16 protein-coding genes are annotated in these 22,220 nt (G+C 69.4%); 11 read left to right on the top strand and 5 right to left on the bottom strand.

Going from position 1 to position 22,220, the window contains the following annotated elements; translation table 11 throughout:
• Nucleotides 1-116: 116 nt before the first annotated feature.
• The 3 genes from FHS07_RS03910 to FHS07_RS03900 all read right to left on the bottom strand — a co-directional run bounded on the left by FHS07_RS03910 (nucleotide 117) and on the right by FHS07_RS03900 (nucleotide 2,124).
• Nucleotides 117-605 (bottom strand): SprT-like domain-containing protein, encoded by a 489-nt coding sequence (locus FHS07_RS03910; protein ID WP_183418558.1) that lies wholly within the window; start codon nucleotides 603-605, stop codon nucleotides 117-119.
• 30 nt (nucleotides 606-635) lie between these two features.
• Nucleotides 636-1,163: a hypothetical protein gene (locus FHS07_RS03905; protein WP_183418557.1), complete on the bottom strand. Its 528-nt coding sequence runs from the start codon at nucleotides 1,161-1,163 to the stop codon at nucleotides 636-638.
• Between the two features lie 94 nt (nucleotides 1,164-1,257).
• Nucleotides 1,258-2,124 (bottom strand): spermidine synthase, encoded by an 867-nt coding sequence (locus FHS07_RS03900; RefSeq protein WP_183418556.1) that lies wholly within the window; start codon nucleotides 2,122-2,124, stop codon nucleotides 1,258-1,260.
• A 293-nt stretch (nucleotides 2,125-2,417) separates the two neighbouring features.
• On the opposite strand from FHS07_RS03900, the gene FHS07_RS03895 reads away from it, so the two are divergent.
• The 3 genes from FHS07_RS03895 (at nucleotide 2,418) to FHS07_RS03885 (ending at nucleotide 6,189) form a co-directional block, all read left to right on the top strand.
• Nucleotides 2,418-4,091: an ABC transporter substrate-binding protein gene (locus FHS07_RS03895; protein WP_183418555.1), complete on the top strand. Its 1,674-nt coding sequence runs from the start codon at nucleotides 2,418-2,420 to the stop codon at nucleotides 4,089-4,091.
• A gap of 137 nt (nucleotides 4,092-4,228) precedes the next feature.
• Nucleotides 4,229-5,233 carry an ABC transporter permease subunit gene (locus FHS07_RS03890; RefSeq protein WP_183418554.1) on the top strand — a complete coding sequence of 335 codons (1,005 nt, stop codon included), beginning with the start codon at nucleotides 4,229-4,231 and terminating at the stop codon, nucleotides 5,231-5,233.
• A complete protein-coding gene (locus FHS07_RS03885; RefSeq protein WP_183418553.1) occupies nucleotides 5,230-6,189 on the top strand; it encodes an ABC transporter permease in 960 nt (319 codons plus the stop codon). Before FHS07_RS03890 ends, FHS07_RS03885 begins: the two co-directional genes overlap by 4 nt.
• 140 nt (nucleotides 6,190-6,329) lie before the next feature.
• Here the strand turns inward: FHS07_RS03885 and FHS07_RS03880 are convergent, their stop codons facing one another.
• Nucleotides 6,330-7,997, bottom strand: coding sequence for an ABC transporter ATP-binding protein (locus FHS07_RS03880; RefSeq protein WP_183418552.1), 1,668 nt, complete (start codon nucleotides 7,995-7,997; stop codon nucleotides 6,330-6,332).
• A 221-nt stretch (nucleotides 7,998-8,218) separates the two neighbouring features.
• Between FHS07_RS03880 and pxpA the strand changes: the two genes are divergently transcribed.
• From pxpA to FHS07_RS03855, 5 genes are all read left to right on the top strand, one after another.
• Nucleotides 8,219-8,971 carry a 5-oxoprolinase subunit PxpA gene (gene pxpA, locus FHS07_RS03875; RefSeq protein ID WP_183418551.1) on the top strand — a complete coding sequence of 251 codons (753 nt, stop codon included), beginning with the start codon at nucleotides 8,219-8,221 and terminating at the stop codon, nucleotides 8,969-8,971.
• Nucleotides 8,965-10,611, top strand: coding sequence for a 5-oxoprolinase subunit B/C family protein (locus FHS07_RS03870; RefSeq protein ID WP_343054598.1), 1,647 nt, complete (start codon nucleotides 8,965-8,967; stop codon nucleotides 10,609-10,611). Before pxpA ends, FHS07_RS03870 begins: the two co-directional genes overlap by 7 nt.
• Before the next feature lie 274 nt (nucleotides 10,612-10,885).
• The gene (gene rpoB, locus FHS07_RS03865) at nucleotides 10,886-14,383 is read left to right on the top strand and encodes a DNA-directed RNA polymerase subunit beta (RefSeq protein ID WP_183418550.1); all 3,498 of its coding nucleotides are present in this window, start codon (nucleotides 10,886-10,888) and stop codon (nucleotides 14,381-14,383) included.
• A 56-nt stretch (nucleotides 14,384-14,439) separates the two neighbouring features.
• Nucleotides 14,440-18,315, top strand: a complete 3,876-nt coding sequence (rpoC, locus tag FHS07_RS03860) for a DNA-directed RNA polymerase subunit beta' (RefSeq protein ID WP_183418549.1) — start codon at nucleotides 14,440-14,442, stop codon at nucleotides 18,313-18,315.
• 167 nt (nucleotides 18,316-18,482) lie between these two features.
• Nucleotides 18,483-19,097: a hypothetical protein gene (locus FHS07_RS03855; protein WP_183418548.1), complete on the top strand. Its 615-nt coding sequence runs from the start codon at nucleotides 18,483-18,485 to the stop codon at nucleotides 19,095-19,097.
• 12 nt (nucleotides 19,098-19,109) lie between these two features.
• On the opposite strand, the gene FHS07_RS03850 is transcribed toward FHS07_RS03855, so the two are convergent.
• The gene (locus FHS07_RS03850) at nucleotides 19,110-19,697 is read right to left on the bottom strand and encodes a hypothetical protein (RefSeq protein ID WP_183418547.1); all 588 of its coding nucleotides are present in this window, start codon (nucleotides 19,695-19,697) and stop codon (nucleotides 19,110-19,112) included.
• A 118-nt stretch (nucleotides 19,698-19,815) separates the two neighbouring features.
• Here FHS07_RS03850 and FHS07_RS03845 point away from each other — a divergent pair, with 118 nt between their 5' ends.
• From FHS07_RS03845 to FHS07_RS03835, 3 genes are all read left to right on the top strand, one after another.
• Nucleotides 19,816-20,922 carry an ABC transporter gene (locus tag FHS07_RS03845; RefSeq protein WP_183418546.1) on the top strand — a complete coding sequence of 369 codons (1,107 nt, stop codon included), beginning with the start codon at nucleotides 19,816-19,818 and terminating at the stop codon, nucleotides 20,920-20,922.
• A 10-nt stretch (nucleotides 20,923-20,932) separates the two neighbouring features.
• Nucleotides 20,933-21,415 (top strand): hypothetical protein, encoded by a 483-nt coding sequence (locus FHS07_RS03840; protein ID WP_183418545.1) that lies wholly within the window; start codon nucleotides 20,933-20,935, stop codon nucleotides 21,413-21,415.
• Between the two features lie 89 nt (nucleotides 21,416-21,504).
• Nucleotides 21,505-22,167 carry a spermidine/putrescine ABC transporter substrate-binding protein gene (locus tag FHS07_RS03835; RefSeq protein ID WP_183418544.1) on the top strand — a complete coding sequence of 221 codons (663 nt, stop codon included), beginning with the start codon at nucleotides 21,505-21,507 and terminating at the stop codon, nucleotides 22,165-22,167.
• Nucleotides 22,168-22,220 lie beyond the last annotated feature (53 nt).

Here is a 22,220-nt window from a genome sequence, read left to right as displayed (position 1 = left end):
AGTCGTCGTGCCGGTGCTCCGCGGCGGTCCGGCGTCCGCGGCCTGAGCCGGGCGGCGTGCGCGATCCCGGTGCGCGGCGGCACCCGGGAATCAACGTCGGGTATCTCGAGGCTCCCTCAGCGCGGCGTCGCGGCGGCGAGCCTCGCAGCCGGGCTGATGTCGCGACGCACCCACGACAGCGCGAACCGCGGGTCGAAGGTCGGCGCGCACTTCGCGCACGACGTCGGGCGCGTCGCGCGACGGTGGCGGTAGGCGACGTGACCGGCGGGACAGGTGCCGACCCAGGGGGCGAGCTCGTTCGCGGTCTCGCCGGCGTGGGTAGTTCCCCCGACGTAGCCGAGCTCGCGCGCCGTGCGCTTCCACGTCGCCCCGTGACCGGCCGGCGCCCCCGCGATCGCGTGCGCGACCTCGTGCAGGAGTGTCTGGTGGTTGGTGTCGTCGTCGTAGCGGGCGGCGAGGTAGCGCGACACGCTGATGCGCTTGCGTCCGTAGTCGCACAGGCCGGCGCGACGCTTGGCGTTGTCGAACGCGAACGACCACGACGCATCGAGGTGCAGGGCGATCAACGCCTCAGCCCAGGTGCGCACGCGCTGCAAGTCGGACATGACGGGAAGACTAAGCGGGGCCTACGACATTCAGCTCGCGACGACCTCGCGCGCACGTCGGCGTTCGGCGGCGTCGATGGCGAGCAGCGTCGACTGGAGTTGCGCGTCGGTGGCGCCGGCGTTCTGCCGCAGGAACAGCGCCTGCTTGAAGTCGCGACGCGCGGACTCGTAGTCGCCCTCGTCGTAGTGCACCTTGCCGCGGTGCTGCAGCGCGAAGGCGGCGATGCTCGCCCAGCCCTGTCCGTCGGCCTCTTCGGCGCACATCGTCAGTTCCTGCTCGGCGGCGGCGTACGCCCCTCGGCACTGCATGATCGTGGCGTGCAGGATGCGGGCGCGCAGCAGGTCGCGACGGGTTCCGGCCATGCGCGCGACGCGCACCGACTGGTCGGAGATGTCCAGCGCCTCATCGAAGCGGTCGAGCACCTTCAGCAGCCACACCCGTTCGAGCAGGGCGTGCAGGCTCCGTTGCGAACCGATCTCCTCGAGACGCTCCGCGCACTCGCGAGAGTCGGTGATCTCGCGCAACGTGTCGGGGTCGTACCCGTGGATATAGCTCACCGTCGCTCCTCTCGGTCGGGCAGGACTTCCAGTGTGCGTGGCGCGCGGGCCGAGAGCGACACCGCCACGCGGTCGGGCGGCGAAGACGTGCCCGTCATCGCTCGAAAATGGATGCCGAGGGCTTCGGCGACGGCGTCGCATCGGCATCCGTCGCTGCGCGCGCCCCGCGCGTGAACTCCGTGATCTCGGCTCCCTGCGCGACCTTGGCGGGGTGGGGGCCGGCCGCCATGAGCCGCGGGAGCCACTCGACGGGGAGCGGCGCCGCGGAGGCGGCGACGACGAGGTTGCCGAAGCGGCGACCCTTGAGCACCTGCACCTCGGCGAGCACGATGACCTGCGTGAGCACCTCTCGGATGGTCGCGACCTGCCGACGGGCGAAAGCGAGACCCGGCCCGTCGGAGACGTTCACCAGCAACACCCCGTCGGGTGCGAGCAGCCGTGCGGCGTCGCGGTAGAACTCCACGGTCGTCAGGTGCGCGGGCGTCTGCGCGCCCGAGTAGACGTCGCTGATGAGCAGGTCGACCGCGCCGGTGAGCCCGGCGGGCAGGCGCGAGAGCCCCGCCCGTGCGTCGCCGATCCGCACGCGTATCGAGGCGCCGCGGGGGAGGGGGAGGTTCTCGCGCACGAGGTCCCACAGCGCCGGCTCCAACTCGATCACCTGCTGGCGCGAGCCGGGTCGGGTCGCCTCGACGTAGCGCGGGAGGGTGAGCGCGCCGGCGCCGAGGTGCACCGCGGTGAGGGGCTGCCCCGGCATCCGGAGCCGATCGATCACGGCGCCCATGCGAGCCACGTACTCGAAGTGCAGGTGCGTGGGATCGTCGAGGTCGACGTGCGATTGCGGGGTGCCGTCGACGACGAGCTCGAAGCCCGAGACGAACCCCGAGGGGGTGACGCGCGCGGTCGTGCCGTCCGATAGGCGCGCCGTCGGGGCGTCGTCGGGTTCGATGCGCATGCGGGCCATGTGTCAACGCTAGTCCGGCTGCCGCTCGGCCCCCGCGCATCGGGTGATCGACGCACCGCGCGCCTCGGGGGCAGGGTGCTGAACGTCGGCGATGCAGCGCGAGCGGATTGCGTCATTCGTACCCGTAGGAGCGATCAGGATGCCAGGATGCCGAAACACGATCGATACAAAGGTGCAATGGGCAGCGCGCCACCCGCCCTGTACGGTCGTCAGAACACAGCAAGTGGAGCGCGGCACGACGATGTGACAGCGCCGTCGTCCTCCTCCTTTTCCCCCGGAAGGTGCATCGAACAATGCTCAGTACTCTTCGACGACGTCTGCTCGTCGGCGGCGCCGCCGTCGCCATCGGCGCCCTCGCTCTCTCGGGCTGCTCGAGTCAGCGCGACGACAACGACGGCGGCAGCGGTGACGCCGCTGGCGACGTCGACTCGACCTTCGTCTTCGGCGCGTCGGGTGACCCCTCGAGCCTCGACCCCGCCTTCGCCAGCGACGGCGAATCGTTCCGCGTCTCACGGCAGATCTTCGAGGGCCTCGTGGGCGTCCAGCCCGGGACGGCCGACCCCGCCCCGCTGCTCGCCGAGAGCTGGGAGCAGTCCGACGACGGTCTGACGTACACCTTCCAGCTCAAAGACGGCGTGACCTTCCACGACGGCAGCGAGTTCAACGCCGAGGCCGTCTGTTTCAACTTCGACCGGCAGAACAACTTCACCGGCATCGCCCAGTCCGAGAGCCTGTCGTACTACTGGGGCAAGCTCATGCGCGGGTACGCCGACACCGGCACCTCCATCTACGGCGGGTGCGAGGCGGTCGGCCCCACCGAGGTGACGATCTCCCTCACCGAGCCGTTCGCCGGGTTCATCCCCGCGCTCTCCCTGCCGGCGTTCGCCATCCAGAGCCCCACCGCTCTGCAGGAGTACGGCGCAGACGACGTGGGGGGAACGTCCGAGGCCCCCACCCTCAGCGAGTACGCGCAGGCGCACCCCACGGGCACCGGCCCCTTCGCCTTCGAGTCCTCGGAGCCCGGCGCGCAGACGACCGTCGCCGCGTACGACGGCTACTGGGGTGAGCAGGGTCAGGTGCAGCAGGTCATCTTCCGCGTGATCGGCGACACCACCGCCCGCCGCCAGGCGCTGGAGTCGGGCTCGATCGACGGATACGACCTCGTCGCCCCGGCCGACCTCGGTGCCCTCGAGGGCGCGGGCTACACGCTCATCAACCGCGACCCGTTCAACATCCTCTACCTCGGCATGAACCAGGCCAACCCGGCGCTCGCCGACATCCGCGTGCGTCAGGCCATCACCCAGGCCATCGACAAGGAGCAGCTGGTCACCCAGGTCCTGCCCGAGGGCACCACCGTGGCATCCCAGTTCATGCCCGACAGCGTCATCGGCTTCAACTCCGGCGTGACGACCTACGACTTCGATCAGGATGCCGCCCGGGCGCTGCTCGCGGAAGCCGGTTTCTCCGAGGCGAACCCGCTGACGATCACGTTCAACTACCCCGTGAACATCTCGCGTCCGTACATGCCGAACCCCGAGCAGATCTTCACCAACCTGCAGTCGCAGCTGCAGGCGGTGGGCATCGTCGTCAACCCGGTGTCCAACGAGTGGGGCGAGTACCTCGACCTCATCCAGGGCGGCGCCGACCACGGCATCCACCTGCTCGGCTGGACCGGCGACTACAACGATCCCGACAACTTCGTGGGCACGTTCTTCGGTGGCACCTCGAACGAGTGGGGCTTCGACAACGGCGAACTGTTCTCGGCGCTCACCTCGGCCCGCGGACTTGCGACCGAGACCGAGCAGGACTCGGCGTACCAGGCGGTCAACGAGCAGATCGCGACGTTCGTGCCCGGTGTTCCCCTCGCGAACCCCGTGCCCACGCTCGCTTTCGCCTCGCGCGTGAAGTCGTACCCCGCCAGCCCCGTGCAGGACGAGGTCTACAACCAGATCGAACTCACCGAGTGATCCGGATGCCGCGGGCTCCGCGCCGTCGAGGCGCCGGGGTCCGCGGCATCCTGGTGCCGGGGGTTCTGCTCCGCTCGCGCGGTGGCGGAACCCTCGGCATCCCGCGTCCCCCCGCTCCCGACTCCCTGTGAGAACCCGTGCTCCGCACCATCGGCAGGCGCCTGCTCCTGCTCATCCCGACCCTGTTCGGCCTCTCGATCCTTCTCTTCGCCTGGGTGCGCGCGCTACCCGGTGGCCCCGCGGTCGCTCTCCTCGGTGAGCGCGCGACCCCCGAGGCGGTGGAGCGCATCAACGAGCTCTACGGCTTCAACGAGCCGCTGTACGTGCAGTACTTCACCTGGCTCGGGCGACTGGTCAGCGGCGACTTCGGCTCGTCGATCCAGACCGGCCGGCCCGTGCTGGAAGAGTTCGTCCGGCGCTTCCCGGCCACCCTCGAGCTGTCCATCGCCGCCCTCATCGTGGCCGTGGGCATCGGCATCCCGCTCGGCTATTGGGCGGCTCGCCGCCACGGCAAGATCTGGGACCACAGCGCTGTCGTGCTGAGCCTCATCGGCATCACGATCCCGGTTTTCTTTCTGGCGTTCATCCTGAAGTACGTCTTCGCCGTGCAGCTGGGATGGCTGCCGTCGGACGGTCGGCAGAACCCGCGCATCGACGCGACGCACTATACGAACCTGTACGTGTTCGACGGGCTCATCACGGGTGAGTTCGACGCGTCGTGGGATGCCATCCTGCACCTGATCCTGCCGGCGATCGCGCTGGGCACGATCCCGCTCGCGATCATCGTGCGCATCACCCGCGCCTCGGTCCTCGAGGTGCAGAACGCCGACTACGTGCGCACCGGGCGCGCCAAGGGCATCAGCACCGGGACGCTCCGCAACCGATTCATCCTGCGCAACGCCATGCTTCCCGTCATCACCACGGTGGGTCTTCAGGCGGGACTCCTCATCTCGGGGGCGGTGCTCACCGAGACGGTGTTCGCCTTCCCCGGCATCGGGCAGTTCCTCGCGCGGGCGATCTTCACGCGCGACTTCCCCGTGCTGCAGGGCTTCATCATCTTCATCGCGATCGCGTACGCGCTCATCAACCTGCTGGTCGACCTGTCGTACAGCGTCATCGACCCGAGAGTGAGAGTCCAGTGAGCTCCGGCATCCTTCCTCCCGCTCCCAGCGGCGGTCCCGTCGACGACAACGCCGTGGTCGACTCGCAGTTGCTCGCCGCGCAGACCCGCGGGGGCTTCTGGCACGACGTCTTCCAGCGCCTCCGCCGCAGTCCCGTGGCGTGGATCGGCGCGATCATCGTGCTGGCGTTCCTGCTCGTCGCGGCCCTCGCGCCGCTGCTGGCGCCCTACCCGGCGGAGTCGTTGCCGGGCCAGCGCTTCATCACGCCCACCGACATCCCCGGGCCGGGCGAGCTGGCGGAGTTCCCCCTGGGCCTCGACCGCTTCGGTGGCGACGTGCTGTCCAAGCTCATCTGGGGCGCGCAGGCGTCGCTGCAGATCGGTGTGATCTCGACCGCTCTCGGCCTCCTCGGCGGGATGGCCCTGGGGCTGCTGGCCGGCATGTTCGGCGGGTGGGTCGACGCCGTCGTCATGCGCTTCGTCGACATCCTGCTGTCGGTGCCGAACCTGCTGCTCGCCGTCTCGATCGCGGCCGTCCTCGGACAGAGTCAGCTCGCGATCATGATCGCCATCGGGGCGTCGCAGGTACCCGTGTTCGCGCGTCTGCTGCGCGCCTCGATGCTCCAGCAGCGCGGCGCCGACTACGTGCTGTCGGCTCAGACGCTGGGCCTCAGCCGGCGCTCGATCACCATGACGCACGTTCTGCCCAACAGCGTCGGACCCGTCATCGTGCAGGGCACCCTGACCCTCGCCACCGCCGTCATCGATGCGGCAGCGCTGTCGTTCCTGGGCCTGGGCGGCGGCCTCCCGCAGACCGCCGAGTGGGGCCGCATGCTCACGTACGCGCAGGCCGAGCTCGCGATCGCGCCGTGGCTGGCGTTCCTCCCAGGTATCTGCATCGCGGTGACCGCACTGGGCTTCACGCTGCTGGGCGAATCTCTCCGCGAGGCGATGGACCCCCGCACCCGCGCGCGGTAATCCCCCTCCAGCGCCGTTCCGGCCCCGGTCCGCTCGCGCGGGCCGGGGCCTCGGCGTTGCGGGCACAGGGGATCGTGCGAGAGCAGGACGTTCCGAGCCCGGGTCGACCTGTTCTCGAACGATCTCCTGCTCCGGTGGGATCAGCCGGTCAACCCCAGCTCGTTGCCCGGGATCGACGACAGCAGGCGCCGCGTGTACGGGTCGCGGGGGTTGGTGAAGACCTCTTCGCTGGATGCCGCCTCGACGAGGCGTCCGTCCTTCATGACGCAGACGTAGTCGCTGATCAGGCGCACCACCGCGAGATCGTGCGAGATGAAGAGGTAGCTCAGGCCGTACTCGCGCTGCAGGTCGCCCAGTAGGTCGAGGATCTGCGCCTGCACCAGCACGTCGAGGGCCGACACCGGCTCGTCGCACACGATGAGCTGGGGCGACAGCGCGAGGGCGCGGGCGATCGCGACGCGCTGGCGCTGTCCGCCTGACAGCTCCGACGGGTAACGGCGGAGCATGGATGCCGGCAGAGCCACGTCATCCATCAGCTGACGCACGCGCTTCGCGCGATCGGCCTTCGAGCCGCGCTTGTAGACGTTGAGCGGTTCCTCGACGATGCGCTCGACGGTGAACATCGGGTTCAGGCTCGAGTAGGGGTCCTGGAAGATCGGCTGCACCTTCTGCCGGAATTGCCGCAGTGCCTCGCCCGTCAGGGCGGAGACGTCCTGCCCGTCGAAGCGGATCGTGCCGCTGGTGGGCTCGACCACCTTCAGCAGCATGCGCGCGGTCGTCGTCTTGCCCGAGCCGGACTCGCCCACGATCGCCACCGTCTGGCCCCGCGGGATCGACAGCGAGACGTCGTCGACGGCGCGGAAATCGTCGCCACGTCCGCGCACCGGGTAGACCTTGGTCAAACCCTCGATCTGGACGATGTCGTCGCGGACCGCCGTCTCGGGCCGCTCGGTGCGGAAGTCCTCCGGGCGCAGGCGCACCGCCGCCACCGACGGCGCCGCAGCGACGAGCGATCTCGTGTAGCCGTGCTGCGGGTTCTCGAGGATCTGCTTCGCCGGACCCTGCTCGACCACGCGCCCGCGATGCATCACGACGACCTTCGAGGCACGTTCGGCCGCGAGGCCGAGGTCATGGGTGATGAGCAGCACGGCGGCGCCCAACTCGTCCGTCTGCTTGTCGATCTGGTCGAGGATCGTCTGCTGCACGGTGACGTCGAGGGCGCTGGTCGGCTCGTCGGCGATGAGCAGCCGCGGCCGGCACGCCAGCCCGATCGCGATGAGCGCGCGCTGACGCATACCGCCGGAGAACTCGTGGGGGTACTGAGTGGCACGCTTCGCGGCATCCGGGAGTCCGGCGGCCTCGAGCGCCTCGACGACCTTGCCCTTGACGCTCGAACGATCGGCGAGGCCGTGCGCGAGCAGCGTCTCGGCGACCTGCGTGCCGATCTTGGCCACGGGGTTCAGGTTCGACATCGGGTCTTGGGGGACCAGGCCGATCTGACGTCCGCGCACCTGCCGCATCCGGGCCTCGCCGAAGGTGGTGAGGTCTTCGCCGTCGAGCAGGATCTGCCCGCGCGCGACGCGTCCACCGGATGCCAACAGGCCGATGATCGCCATCGCGGTCGTCGACTTGCCGGAGCCGGACTCGCCGACGATGGCGATGGTCTCGCCCGCGTGGATGTCGAGATTCACTCCGTCGACGGCCCGCACGGGACCGTCCATGGTGGCGAAGTCGACCGCGAGGTCACGGACCGAGAGCAGGGGAGGGGGGGATGCCGGAGCGGGGGGACCGGCGACATCGGAGGTCATCCCTCCATCCTCACCCGTCGCGGCGTTCCTGCCCAGTCCTCCCGCCCGATCGTCACACCCCTGTAACGCACTCGGCCGCCCGTGCACCGGGGTTCGGGGTGCGTTCCGCCATCCGGGGCGGAAGAATCTCGTCCCGAAGCGAGAACCCGGCCCCACAGCGCTACCCGGCCGCCCCCGACACCGCACCCGGGGAGCACGACGTGCAGCGCTACCGTGGCAGCATGCGCGTGGACCTCAACGCCGATCTCGGTGAGACCGTCGACGGGATGCCGACCGCCGACGACGAGGCCATGTTCGCCGTCATCTCCAGCGCCAACGTCGCCTGCGGGGGTCACGCGGGCGATGAGGCGTCGATGCGCGAGGCCGTCGGTCGCGCCGAACGCTTCCGCGTCGCCGTGGGAGCCCACCCCTCCTACGACGACCGCGAGAACTTCGGACGCATCCGGCGCGACCCCGCTGCCGCGGAGCTCCGCGCCAGCGTCGCCGCGCAACTCGCCGCGCTCGCCGCCGCCGGCGCCGACATCCGGTACGTCAAACCCCACGGCGCGCTCTATCACGCGGTGATCGACGACACCGGTCACGCCCGCGCCGTGGTCGCCGCCGTCGCCGACCTGTCGTCCCGCCTCGGACGCGCCCTCCCCGTCCTCGGCCTTCCCGGCGCGATCGCCGAGGCGGCGGCATCCGCGGGGCTGCCGTTCGTGCAGGAGGCGTTCCTCGATCGCGGCTACACGGTGCGGGGCGGGCTCGTGCCGCGGGGTGAACCCGGCGCCCTCGTCGACGACCCCGCCACGGTCGCCGAACGCGCGCTGCGCTTCGTGCGGGATCGCGACGTCGAGACCGTCGACGGTACGCGCATCGCGGTGGACGCGGCATCCCTGTGCCTCCACGGAGACACCCCGTCGGCGGTAGCGATGGCCCATGCCGTTCGCGCGGCGCTCGACACCGCGGGCGTCGAGGTGTGCGCGCCGTGGTGACGACGTCGCACGACCTCGCGGAACCCCGCGTGCGGCTGCTTCCGATGGGGGAGCGGGCGGTGCTCGCCGAGGTCCCCGATCTCGCCGCCGTGCTGTCGTTGCACGCCGCGCTCGCCGAGAATCCGCCCGCCGGCGTCGACGATCTCGTCCCCGCAGCCCGTACGGTGCTCGTCGCCTTCGACCCGGCCCGGGTGTCGCGCGAGGTCGTGCGAGCGTGGATCCTCGACGCCGCCCGACGGACTCCGGATGCCGACGCCTCCGGCCCCCTCGTCGAGGTGCCGGTGCGCTACGACGGCGCCGACCTCGCGTCGACCGCCGAGATGCTCGGCATCCCGGTCTCCGAGCTCGTGTCGCTCCACGCGGGCGTGGAGTGGACGGTGGCTTTCACGGGCTTCGCGCCCGGGTTCGCGTACCTCGTCAGCGCGGAGTGGCCCCACGACGTGCCGCGCCTGGCCGAGCCGCGGACGCGCGTGCCCGTGGGTGCCGTGGGACTTGCGGGCGGCTTCAGCGGGGCCTATCCCCGCGAGACGCCCGGAGGCTGGCGGCTGATCGGCACGACCGATGCGGTGCTGTTCGATCCGGATGCCGCAGCTTCCGTGCTGCTGCCCCCGCGCGCCCGCGTGCGCTTCGTGCCCGAGCCCGACCGCATCGTCGCCGCGGTCGCCTCGGCGCCGAGCGGAGGACATTCCGGGAAGGGAGGAGAGGACGCCGCGGAGTCGTCCTCTCGTGCCGGAGCCTCCTCCTCCCCGGCCGCCTCCGCCCCGATACCCGCCCCCGCCGCGGCGGCGCCCGCCCTCCGCGTCCTCTCGCCCGGCGTCTTCACCACCGTGCAGGACCTCGGCCGCCCCGGTCGGGCAGCGCTCGGTGTCGCGCGGTCGGGAGCGCTCGACCGGATGGCCCTGCGCGTCGCGAACCGCCTCGTCGGCAACGCAGAGGGTGCAGCCGGCCTCGAGATCGCGATGGGCGGCTTCGTCGCGCGTGCCGAGGTCGACACCTGGGTCTGCGCGACCGGCGCCCTCGTCGACATCGACGTCGACGGACGGCCGGCGGACGCCTTCGTCCCCCAGCTCGTTCCGGCCGGAGCCGAGCTGCGCATCGGCACCGCGAGAGCGGGGCTCCGCGTCTATCTCGCCGTGCGAGGCGGGATCGTCGCACCGGCCGCACTGGGGTCCCGCGCCCGAGACGTGCTGGCGGGTCTCGGGCCCGACCCCGTGGCCGTCGGTGACACCCTCCGCGTCGGGGTCGCGGCATCCGCGGTCCCCGTGGTCGACGCGTTTCCGTGGTCGGTTCCGCCGGCACTCTTCGAGGTGCGCGTGGCCGTGGGCCCCCGCGCCGACTGGTTCTCCGCCGGCGCGCTCTCGACGCTGCGAGGCGCGACGTGGACGGTGTCGTCGCACGCCGATCGCGTCGGCCTGCGCCTCGAGGGCCCCGCGCTGGAGCGCACCCGTCGCGACGAGCTGCCGAGCGAGGGGATGCGCCCCGGAGCGATCCAGGTGCCACCGCACGGGCGTCCCGTGGTGTTGCTGGCGGACGGCCCGGTGACCGGCGGGTACCCCGTGATCGCCGTGGTGACGGATGCCGCGCTCGACGCGCTCGCCCAGGCGCGGCCCGGTGATCGCGTGCGGTTCCGGAGCGCCTGATCCGCCCTCCACGCAGGAATGCCCGGCGGGCGCACGCGGTTATACCGCAGGTCCGCAGACGCGTCAAGAATTGGACTGGACACGGCGAGTCCTCCCGCGTATGCTTGGACTTTGCGCTCCTCGATTCCCCCTGCCCTCATATGGTGGTCGGCTGAGTCTGCCCCGTCCCCGCTTCCCAGCGGTGTGCGACGAGCAGATTTTCGGGGCAGGAACGCACTCCACCTGACGACAAGGAATCACGAGCCCCTCGCCCGGGCTTCTGGAGGTTATTCCCTTGGCTGCTGCGAGCAACGCATCCACCACCACCACCCCCAAGAGCGGACGCGGAGCATCCCGCCTCTCGTTCGCGAAGATCTCCGACAAGCTGACCGTTCCCGATCTGCTCGCGCTGCAGACCGAGTCGTTCGACTGGCTGGTCGGTAACGAAGCCTGGAAGGCGCGTGTCGCCGAGGCCCAGGAACAGGGTCGCACCGACGTTCCTGAGATCAGCGGTCTGGAAGAGATCTTCGAGGAGATCTCCCCGATCGAGGACCTCAGCGAGACGATGCAGCTCTCGTTCACGAACCCCTACCTCGAGCCCGAGAAGTACTCGATCGAAGAGTGCAAGGAGCGCGGCAAGACCTACGCCGCCCCGCTGTACGTCGAAGCCGAGTTCATGAACCACCAGACCGGTGAGATCAAGACCCAGACGGTCTTCATGGGCGACTTCCCGCTCCAGACCGACAAGGGCACGTTCATCATCAACGGCACCGAGCGTGTCGTGGTGTCGCAGCTCGTGCGCTCGCCCGGCGTCTACTTCGACAAGACGCCCGACAAGACCTCCGACAAGGACATCGTGTCGGCGCGCGTCATCCCCTCGCGCGGTGCCTGGCTCGAGTTCGAGATCGACAAGCGCGATCAGGTCGGCGTGCGCATCGACCGCAAGCGCAAGCAGTCCGTCACCGTCTTCCTCAAGGCTCTGGGCCTGACCAGCGAAGACATCCTCGCCGAGTTCTCCGGATTCGACTCCATCGAAGAGACGCTGTCGAAAGACACGATCCTCACGAAGGAAGACGCGCTCCGCGACATCTACCGCAAGCTCCGTCCGGGCGAGCAGGTCGCCGCCGAAGCCGCCCGTGCGCTGCTCGACAACTTCTACTTCAACTCGAAGCGTTACGACCTGGCCAAGGTGGGTCGCTACAAGATCAACCAGAAGCTCGGCCTCGACAAGCCGCTCAGCGACTCGGTGCTGACCGTCGACGACATCGTCGCCACGATCAAGTACCTCGTGCGCCTGCACCGCGGCGACGCCACGTTCGACGGTGTCCGCGCGGGCAACGCTGCCGAGATCCGTCTCGACACCGACGACATCGACAACTTCGGCAACCGTCGCATCCGCGCCGTCGGAGAGCTCATCCAGAACCAGGTCCGCACCGGTCTGTCGCGCATGGAGCGTGTCGTCCGCGAGCGCATGACCACGCAGGACATCGAGGCGATCACGCCGCAGACCCTGATCAACGTGCGCCCCGTCGTCGCCGCGATCAAGGAGTTCTTCGGAACGAGCCAGCTGTCGCAGTTCATGGACCAGAACAACCCCCTCGCGGGTCTGACCCACAAGCGCCGCCTGTCGGCGCTGGGCCCGGGTGGTCTGTCGCGCGAGCGTGCCGGCGTCGAGGTCCGTGACGTCCACCCCTCGCACTACGGCCGCATGTGCCCGATCGAGACCCCGGAAGGCCCGAACATCGGCCTGATCGGCTCGCTCGCCTCGTTCGCGCGCATCAACGCGTTCGGATTCATCGAGACGCCGTACCGCCGTGTCGTCGACGGCCGGGTGACCGACCAGATCGATTACCTCACCGCCAGCGAAGAAAGCGACCACATCGTCGCTCAGGCCGGTGTGGCCCTCCAGGCCGACGGTCACTTCGTGGACGACCGCATTCTGGCCCGCCGCGGCCAGGGTGGCGAGGTCGACCTGTTCCCCGTCGATGAGATCGGCTACATGGACGTCTCGCCGCGCCAGATGGTGTCGGTGGCGACCTCGCTCATCCCGTTCCTCGAGCACGACGACGCCAACCGCGCCCTCATGGGTGCGAACATGCAGCGTCAGGCCGTGCCGCTCGTGCGCAGCGAGTCGCCCGTCGTCGGCACAGGTATGGAGGGCTTCGCGGCCATCGACGCCGGTGACGTCGTCACCGCCGACAAGGCCGGTGTGGTCATGGAGGTCTCGGCCGACGTCGTGACCGTCCAGCTCGACGAGGGTGGCACGCAGGACTACTTCCTGCGCAAGTTCGACCGCTCCAACCAGGGCACGTCGTACAACCAGCGTGTGGTCGTCTCGGCCGGTGAGCGCGTCGAGGCCGGCGAGGTCATCGCCGACGGTCCCGCGACCGAGAACGGCGAGCTCGCTCTCGGCAAGAACCTCCTCGTGGCGTTCATGACCTGGGAAGGCCACAACTTCGAGGACGCGATCATCCTCAGCCAGGACCTCGTGAAGGACGACACGCTCTCGTCGATCCACATCGAGGAGTACGAGGTCGACGCGCGCGACACCAAGCTCGGCAAGGAGGAGATCACCCGTGACCTCCCCAACGTCAGCCCCGACCTGCTGAAAGACCTCGACGACCGCGGCATCATCCGCATCGGTGCCGAGGTGCGTCCCGGCGACATCCTCGTCGGCAAGGTCACGCCCAAGGGTGAGACCGAGCTGTCGGCCGAGGAGCGTCTGCTCCGCGCGATCTTCAACGAGAAGAGCCGCGAAGTCCGTGACACCTCGCTGAAGGTGCCCCACGGCGAGCAGGGCACGATCATCGCCGTCAAGGAGTTCAACGCCGAAGACGGTGACGACGAGCTCGGCTCGGGTGTCAACCGCCGCGTCGTGGTCTACATCGCCCAGAAGCGCAAGATCACCGAGGGCGACAAGCTCGCCGGTCGCCACGGCAACAAGGGTGTCATCGCCAAGATCCTCCCGATCGAGGACATGCCCTTCCTGTCCGACGGCACGCCGGTCGACATCATCCTCAACCCGCTCGGCATCCCCGGTCGAATGAACTTCGGTCAGGTCCTGGAGCTCCACCTCGGCTGGATCGCCCAGCAGGGTTGGAAGGTCGAGGGCACGCCCGAGTGGGCGGCGAACCTGCCCGAGGCGGCTCGCGAAGCCGCCCCCGGCACGAAGGTCGCCACCCCGGTGTTCGACGGTGCGTTCGAGGCCGAGATCGCGGGTCTGCTCGACTCGACGATCAAGAACCGCGACGGCGACCGCCTGGTCGACTCCTCGGGCAAGACGCTGCTGTTCGACGGCCGCTCCGGCGAGCCGTTCCCGGCGCCCATCTCGGTCGGCTACATGTACATCCTGAAGCTGCACCACCTCGTCGACGACAAGATCCACGCGCGTTCGACGGGCCCGTACTCGATGATCACCCAGCAGCCGCTCGGTGGTAAGGCGCAGTTCGGTGGTCAGCGCTTCGGTGAGATGGAAGTGTGGGCGCTCGAGGCCTACGGCGCCGCGTACGCGCTGCAGGAGCTCCTCACGATCAAGTCCGACGACATCCTCGGCCGCGTCAAGGTGTACGAGGCCATCGTCAAGGGCGAGAACATCCAGGAGCCCGGCATCCCCGAGTCGTTCAAGGTGCTCATGAAGGAGATGCAGTCGCTCTGCCTGAACGTCGAGGTCCTCTCGGCCGACGGCACCGCGGTCAACCTCCGCGACACGGATGACGACGCCTTCCGCGCCGCGGAAGAGCTCGGCATCAACATCTCCAGCCGCTTCGAGTCCTCGTCGATCGACGAGATCTGAGCTCCCAGCTCAGCGACCCAGCTCAGATTTCAGAGAATTCCGACACAGGAGAACCAGTGCTCGAATCAACCACTTTCGATCAGATCCGTATCGGTCTGGCCACCGCCGACGACATCCGTCGTTGGTCCTTCGGTGAGGTCAAGAAGCCCGAGACGATCAACTACCGCACGCTGAAGCCCGAGAAGGACGGCCTCTTCGGCGAGCAGATCTTCGGGCCCTCCCGCGACTGGGAGTGCGCCTGCGGCAAGTACAAGCGCGTGCGCTTCAAGGGCATCGTCTGCGAGCGTTGCGGCGTCGAGGTCACCAAGAGCTCGGTCCGCCGTGAGCGCATGGGCCACATCGAGCTCGCCGCGCCCGTCACGCACATCTGGTACTTCAAGGGCGTGCCGTCGCGCCTCGGCTACCTGCTCGACATGGCGCCGAAGGACCTCGAGAAGGTCATCTACTTCGCCGCCTACATGGTGATCTCGGTCGACGAGGATGCTCGTCACCGCGACCTCGCCACGCAGGAGAACAACATCCGTCTCGAGCTGAAGACGCTGGGCGACCGCCGCGATGCCCGCATCGCCGCCCGCCTGGCAAAGCTCGAGGAGGAGCTCGCCGCCCTCGAGGCGGAGGGCGCCAAGGCCGACCAGAAGAAGAAGGTCAAGGACGCCGCCGAGAAGGACATGACGTCGGCTCGCAAGAACGCCGACGAGCAGATCGCCAAGCTTGAGCGCGTGTGGGAGGACTTCCGCACGCTCGAGGTGGGTGCCCTGAAGCCCGAGGACGACGTCTTCCACGAGCTGCAGGACCGCTTCGGTCAGTACTTCGAGGCGCACATGGGCGCCGAGTCTATCAAGCGTCGCCTCGAGGCGTTCGATCTGGCCGCCGAGAGCGAGAACCTGCACCTGCAGATCTCCGAGGGCAAGGGTCAGCGCAAGATCCGCGCGATCAAGCGCCTGAAGGTCGTCAACTCGTTCCTGCAGACCGGCATGTCGCCGGCCTCGATGGTGCTCGACGTCGTCCCGGTCATCCCGCCGGAGCTTCGTCCGATGGTGCAGCTCGACGGTGGCCGTTTCGCCACCAGCGACCTGAACGACCTCTACCGTCGCGTGATCAACCGCAACAACCGCCTCCGTCGCCTGATCGACCTCGGTGCCCCCGAGATCATCGTCAACAACGAGAAGCGCATGCTGCAGGAGGCCGTCGACGCGCTGTTCGACAATGGCCGCCGTGGTCGCCCCGTCACCGGTACCGGCAACCGCGCCCTGAAGTCCCTGAGCGACATGCTCAAGGGAAAGCAGGGTCGCTTCCGCCAGAACCTGCTCGGAAAGCGCGTGGACTACTCGGGCCGTTCCGTCATCATCGTCGGACCCCAGCTCAAGCTCCACCAGTGCGGTCTGCCCAAGCAGATGGCCCTCGAGCTGTTCAAGCCGTTCGTGATCAAGCGTCTGATCGACCTCGGTCACTCGCAGAACATCAAGGCCGCCAAGCGCGCCGTCGAGCGCTACCGTCCCGAGGTCTGGGACGTGCTCGAGGAGATCATCCGCGAGCGCCCCGTGCTGCTGAACCGTGCACCCACCCTGCACCGTCTCGGCATCCAGGCGTTCGAGCCCCAGCTCGTGGAGGGCAAGGCGATCCAGCTGCACCCGCTCGTGTGTGCGGCGTTCAACGCCGACTTCGACGGTGACCAGATGGCCGTGCACCTTCCGCTCTCGGTCGAGGCTCAGGCCGAGGCCCGCGTGCTGATGCTCGCCTCGAACAACATCCTCAAGCCGTCGGACGGCCGTCCGGTGACCCTGCCCTCGCAGGACATGATCATCGGTCTGCACCACCTGACCACCCTCAAGGAGGGCGCGAAGGGCGAGGGCCGTGCGTTCGGTTCGGTGGGCGAGGCGATCCTGGCCAAGGACGAGGGCACCCTCGACCTGCAGGCCAAGGCGCGCATCCGCATCCCCGGCCTCACGTTCCTCGAGGGCCAGGCGCCCGAGGGCTACGAGAAGCACGGTCTCGTCGACGCGTCGCTCGGTCAGGCGATCTTCAACGACACCCTCCCCAAGGGCTACCCGTTCGTGCGCGAACAGGCCGACAAGGGCAAGCTGTCGCAGATCGTCAACAAGCTGGCCGAGGAGTACCCGAAGGTGGAGGTCGCAGCGTCGCTCGACCGCATCAAGGACGCCGGTTTCTACTGGGCCACCCGTTCGGGTGTCACGGTGGCACTGAGCGACATCCTCACGCCGCCGAACAAGGCCGAGATCGTCGCGGGCTACGAGAAGCAGGCCGCGAAGGTCCAGGGACAGTACGAGAAGGGTCTCACCACCGACGCCGAGCGTCGTCAGGAGCTCATCAAGATCTGGACCGAGGCCACCGACGAGGTCCAGAAGGCGATGCGGGACAACTTCCCCGCCGACAACACCATCAACCGCATGGTCTCGTCGGGCGCCCGTGGTAACTGGCTGCAGATCCGCAACATCGCGGGTATGCGCGGCCTGGTGAACAACCCCAAGGGTGAGATCATCCCGCGTCCGATCATCTCCTCGTACCGCGAGGGTCTGTCGGTCGCCGAGTACTTCATCGCGACGCACGGTGCCCGTAAGGGTCTGGCCGACACGGCCCTCCGTACGGCCGACTCGGGGTACCTCACCCGTCGTCTGGTCGACGTCTCGCAGGATGTCATCATCCGCGAGGAGGACTGCGGCACGTCGAAGGGCCTCGAGCTCCCGATCGCTGCGGCCGACTCGACCGGCGCGCTGGTCAAGGACGCCAACGTCGAGAACTCGGTGTTCGCTCGCACGCTCGCCACGGCGGTCGTCGACGCGCAGGGTGCCGTGCTGGCCGAGGCCGGCGACGACGTGGGCGACGTGCTCATCAACAAGCTGGTCGAGGGCGGCGTGGAGTCGATCAAGGTCCGCTCCGTGCTGACCTGCGACTCGGCCGTCGGTGTCTGCGCGAAGTGCTACGGCCGTTCGCTCGCCACCGGCAAGATCGTCGACATCGGCGAGGCCGTCGGCATCATCGCGGCCCAGTCGATCGGTGAGCCCGGTACCCAGCTGACGATGCGTACCTTCCACACCGGTGGTTCCGCCTCCGCAGACGACATCACGCAGGGTCTGCCCCGCGTGCAGGAGCTGTTCGAGGCCCGTACCCCCAAGGGTGCGTCGCCGATCGCCGAGGCCGACGGCCGCATCACGATCGACGAGACCGACAAGGCCAAGAAGGTCATCCTCACGCCCGACAACGGCGACGAGCCGGTGGTCTACCCCGTCCTGAAGCGCGCGACGCTGCTGGTCGAGGACGGACAGCACGTCGTCGTCGGTCAGCCGATCCTCGTCGGAACGCTCGACCCCAAGGAGGTCATGCGCGTGCAGGGTGCCCGCGAGGTGCAGAAGTACCTCGTCAACGGCGTCCAGGGCGTGTACCGCTCGCAGGGTGTGCCGATCCACGACAAGCACATCGAGGTCATCGTCCGACAGATGCTCCGTAAGGTCACCGTCGTCGACCACGCCGACACCGACCTGCTGCCCGGTGAGCTGGTGGACTTCAAGCGCTACCAGGCCATCAACCGCGAGGCGGTCGGCGAGGGCAAGCGTCCCGCGTCGGGCCGTCCCGAGCTGATGGGTATCACGAAGGCGTCGCTCGCGACGGAGTCGTGGCTGTCGGCCGCGTCGTTCCAGGAGACCACCCGCGTCCTGACGCAGGCGGCCATGGAAGGCAAGAGCGACCCGCTCGTCGGCCTCAAGGAGAACGTCATCATCGGAAAGCTCATCCCCGCCGGAACCGGACTTGCGAAGTACCGCAACGTCACGGTCGAGGCGACGGAGGAAGCGAAGAGCGAGCGGTACCCCAACCGCATCTTCGCCTCGGACGGCGCGTACAGCGATGCCGACCTGAGCTACGTCGACTTCGACAGCTTCTCGACGGACGACTTCACGCCCGGCACGTACAACTGATCGCTGAACGGATGCCGCGCCCCGGCGTGGCATCCTGATCCCCGAAGGCCCCCGGCTCACGCCGGGGGCCTTCGTCGTGTCCGGCGATCGGTGTCCACCCGTGCGTGCGGCGTGTCGGGAACCGTGTGCGGTGGGGGAGTGCGCCTACCGTGGATGAGGAGGATCGCATGGCCCGGATCGGTGGACGCAGCCTGTGGCTGGCATGGCCGGCCGGGCTCTTCTGCGCGGCGGCGGTCGTGGGGCTGGGCGTGCTCGCGGCCCCCGGGGTGCCGGGAACCATCGCGTTCGTCGGCGACACCCTCCGTGCCGCGACCGGAACGCCCACCGCGGAAGACCCCGAGCCGGTATCACCTGCCACCGACTGCCGGCATCTGTATTCGCAGCCCATGTGGTCGTCGCTGGTGTGGTCGCCGGAGGCGCTGCTGTCGCAGCGTCGGACGCCGCCGCTGTCGACCGCCGAAGCGGTCGCCGCGGCAGCGCCCACGACGGTGGTCACGTGTCACTGGCGGGGTGTGGGCGGTCGCTTCCTCGAGACGACGGTGTCGACCGTGTCGGTGGAGAGCGCCGCCACCGTGTCCGCGACGCTGGCCGCCCAGGGGTTCGCGTGCGAGACGGCGGCCGATGCGACCGAGACCGACGTGACGCATTGCGAGCGCACCTCGGGGGACGTGAAGGAGGCGCACGACCTGCGGGGCGACCGGTGGGTGTCGTCGACCCTCAGCGGGTGGCAGCCGGTCGGCTACGCCGAGACCGTGGCATCCCATGCCTTCTTCGGCGAATGACGCCGCACCACGTCACCCGAAGATCGAGGCGATGATGCTCGCGGTGTATCCCGTCGGGGCCAGGTTGGAGTACTGCGTGTCGATGAGCACGTCGTCGCGCCAGTAGAGCGTGCGCCCGTCGTTGACCGGGTAGGTGGCGTTGATCCACGTCTTCTCGCAGCGGGTGCCGCCGTCGGGGGTGTAGCAACTGAACCCCTGCGTGGCGACCAGATCGTTGAGCATGTCGAGCGCGGGCCCGCGGTTCATGCGGGAGATCGTGGTGGAGAGCCCCGTCGTGTCAGCGGCGGGATCGCGCCAGATGCACGTGATCGAGCCGTCGGGCTGCACCCCGGACGGACCCAGCGCCGGATCGTTCAGCGGAATGGTGCCCAACTGGGCGAGCACGTCGGCCGAGAGCATGGCCTTGCAGTCGGCGGGGAGCCGGACCTCGGTGGGTGCCCGCGAGAAGGTCGGGATGTTCGACGGGGTGGGGGAGGACGACACGGACGCCGAGGGGGCGGGAGCCGCCTCCTCGGCAGCGGGGGCGCAGGCGGTCAACGCGAGCAGGGCGGCACCCACGAGCGCCGCGGGGACGGCCGGACGGAGCGGGTGACGTGGCATGGGAACACCCTAAGCCGAGGTTCCGACACGGTCGAGACGCATTCCGTCGGCACGCCTACGCGGCGGGTCGCCCCCGGCAGGTTAGCCTGACGCCGCAATCACCGCGTGAGGAGACCCCATGAGCGACAACACGTCGGGCAGCGACCGCGTCGCTGCACGGACGGATTCGTACGGCGACCCCGTCGTCGAACCCAAAGAAGACGCGCACGACGTCGTCGGTCAGGCCCACGAGGGTCTCGCCGACGCCGAGGCCGCCCGTCGCGACGCCGTCGACCCCCAGACGGCCGAGGCCGCCTGGCATGAGCGGGAACAGCACGAGCACGACGACGCGGCCGCGATCTCGGATCGCCGCGACCACTCGGCGCCGGTCGTCCACGACGCCTCGCCCATCGAACCGCAGACGGCGCCCGCCGCCGCTCCCGCGTCGTCGTCGGCCGACCTCGACGACGAAGACGCACGCTGGGCCGCCTACGCCGCCTCCGCCGAGCCGGAGCGCCAGAGCGCGCCGCACACGCGCCACGACGACGACGCGCGGACCACGGTGTCGCCGGTGGCCGAGACGGCCGTCGCGGCCGGAACGGGTGCCGCCGTCGCCGGTGCCGGTACCTCCGCGGCGACGCCCGCGTCCGAAGAGCCCACCCGCGCGTTCGGCACACCGCAGCCCATCTTCGTTCAGGCCCCCGAGGCTCCGCGGCCCCGCGGCAACCGCGGCGCCGCTGGCGCGATCGGTCTCCTCGCGGCCGTCGCCTTCGCCGCGCTGTACCTCGCCGCAACCCTCGGCCTGCGCCTTCTCACGGACGGCCTGCAGGTCGCCGAACTCGGCTCCGCGGCCCTGTCTGCGCTCACCACGTGGGGCCTGTGGGTGCCGACCGTGGCGTTCTTCTTCGGTTTCTGGTTCCTCGGCGCGCTGATCAACCGCGGTCGCTGGGGTCACTGGGTGGTCTGGGGCCTGGTCGTGGGCGTCATCGCCTGGGCCGGGCACCTGCTCGGCGTGCTCATCGCCGCGCCGTTCTGGATGATCACCGGGCGCGAGTCGGCCGACCTCTTGCTGAACAACGTGCTCGCACCGCTGGCCATCGTGGCCTTCGTGCTGGGCCGCGAGCTCACCATCTGGTTCGGGGCGTGGGTGGCCGCCCGCGGTCGCCGCGTGACCGAGCTCAACGCCGAGGCGCAGCGCGAGTACGAGCGCACCCTCGAGGCCGGCCCACAGCTGTCGCAGCGCTGAAACAGATGCCATGACGAATGAGCCGCGACCGGCGGGGGTGACCCCGCCGGTCGCGGTCGTTTTCGCCTCCGTCGTCTTCATCGCGCTCTCGATCGCCTCCCTGGGGGTGGCCAGCCTCGTCCTCGACACCGACGTCATCCCGGTGCGCGGCCTGGGGGCGGTGCCCGGCGTGATCGGACAGGTGGCTGCCCTCGGATCTTTCGCGGGCGTCCTCTTCTGGGGCCTGCGGGCCGTCCCTCCGAGCTTTCTCACCGCCGTTCCCTGCGCGATCGCGGCCTACGTGGGAGAGATCGTCGGGGTCGTGATCGGCGCCCTCGTCAGCGGGGCCGATCCGGTGCGCGGCGTCGCGGCCGCCAGCAGCGTCGCCCTGGGTTTCGCCGGTCCCGTCGTTGCGGCGGTGGGCCTTCTGGCGGCGCTGTTCGGGGTCTTCCTCGTACGCGCACGCACGAGCGGACCGCGGTGGACGTGGGAAGACGACGACGACGCGCCGTGACACACGGCATCCGGGTGTCGGACGCCCTCCTGACGCGCGGGGACCGTGGCGTCCGCGAGTTCCCGGGCGTGTCGGGCTAGCGTAGGAGCGTGGAGCGGTCGCTCGAGAGCCAGGTCGGTCAGGCGGTGGATGCCTGGCTGCGTTGGCTGCCCCGATGGGAGCCGGCGAATCATCGCGGGCGCGTCGCCCCGTGCCGCCGCTGCTTCGGCTCGCCGGTGCTCTCGGCCGCCGGGCTGGGCTCGGATGTGCCGCACGGCGTGCAGCATGGGCTGAGCACCCGGGTGAAGGGGATCGTCGATCACGCCGTCGCCGACTACACCGCCCGCAACCTCCCCATGCTCCAGGCAGAACTCGACCAGCAGTCCGAGCGCAATCGGCGTCGCTCCTACCGTCCGTCCGAGGGTCTCGAGCCCGAGTTCGAGGGGATGCCGCTCGATCCCGATCCCGAGCCCGGATCACCGTTCCTGTTCACCCTGACGGGGCTGGCCGCCGAAGAGGATGCCGAGATCCCCGCCCTTCCCCCACTCTCGGATGCCGCCAAAGCGGCCCTTCGCCAGGAGGTCGGGCTGGCCGATGACTACGCGAACATGATCGGTCGCGAGGTGTGCTCGATCCTGCTCCATCACCGCCTGCGCATCCAGTCGGCGGTCGCGGAGTACGTCGAGCCGCAGATCGCGGCGCTCCTCGATGACCTCACGCGTTCGTTGGACGCGCCGTTCGATCCCCGGGAGTCCGAGCCTCCGGCATCGTGAACCGCCTGTGTACAGACGGCGGGCGCGATCATGCTGCTTTGTTAGCATCGTCG

Source organism: Microbacterium proteolyticum (genome assembly GCF_014192415.1).
GTDB lineage: Bacteria > Actinomycetota > Actinomycetes > Actinomycetales > Microbacteriaceae > Microbacterium > Microbacterium proteolyticum.
This window is presented reverse-complemented; position numbering and strand designations above follow the sequence as displayed.

What these genes read in the sequence shown, in the direction of transcription:
- FHS07_RS03910 (WP_183418558.1), bottom strand. Translation starts at nt 605, where the DNA reads ATGTCCGACTTGCAGCGCGTGCGCACCTGGGCTGAGGCGTTGATCGCC.
- FHS07_RS03900 (WP_183418556.1), bottom strand. Translation starts at nt 2,124, where the DNA reads ATGGCCCGCATGCGCATCGAACCCGACGACGCCCCGACGGCGCGCCTA.
- FHS07_RS03895 (WP_183418555.1), top strand. Translation starts at nt 2,418, where the DNA reads ATGCTCAGTACTCTTCGACGACGTCTGCTCGTCGGCGGCGCCGCCGTC.
- FHS07_RS03880 (WP_183418552.1), bottom strand. Translation starts at nt 7,997, where the DNA reads ATGACCTCCGATGTCGCCGGTCCCCCCGCTCCGGCATCCCCCCCTCCC.
- pxpA (WP_183418551.1), top strand. Translation starts at nt 8,219, where the DNA reads ATGCGCGTGGACCTCAACGCCGATCTCGGTGAGACCGTCGACGGGATG.
- FHS07_RS03855 (WP_183418548.1), top strand. Translation starts at nt 18,483, where the DNA reads ATGGCCCGGATCGGTGGACGCAGCCTGTGGCTGGCATGGCCGGCCGGG.
- FHS07_RS03850 (WP_183418547.1), bottom strand. Translation starts at nt 19,697, where the DNA reads ATGCCACGTCACCCGCTCCGTCCGGCCGTCCCCGCGGCGCTCGTGGGT.
- FHS07_RS03845 (WP_183418546.1), top strand. Translation starts at nt 19,816, where the DNA reads ATGAGCGACAACACGTCGGGCAGCGACCGCGTCGCTGCACGGACGGAT.
- FHS07_RS03840 (WP_183418545.1), top strand. Translation starts at nt 20,933, where the DNA reads ATGACGAATGAGCCGCGACCGGCGGGGGTGACCCCGCCGGTCGCGGTC.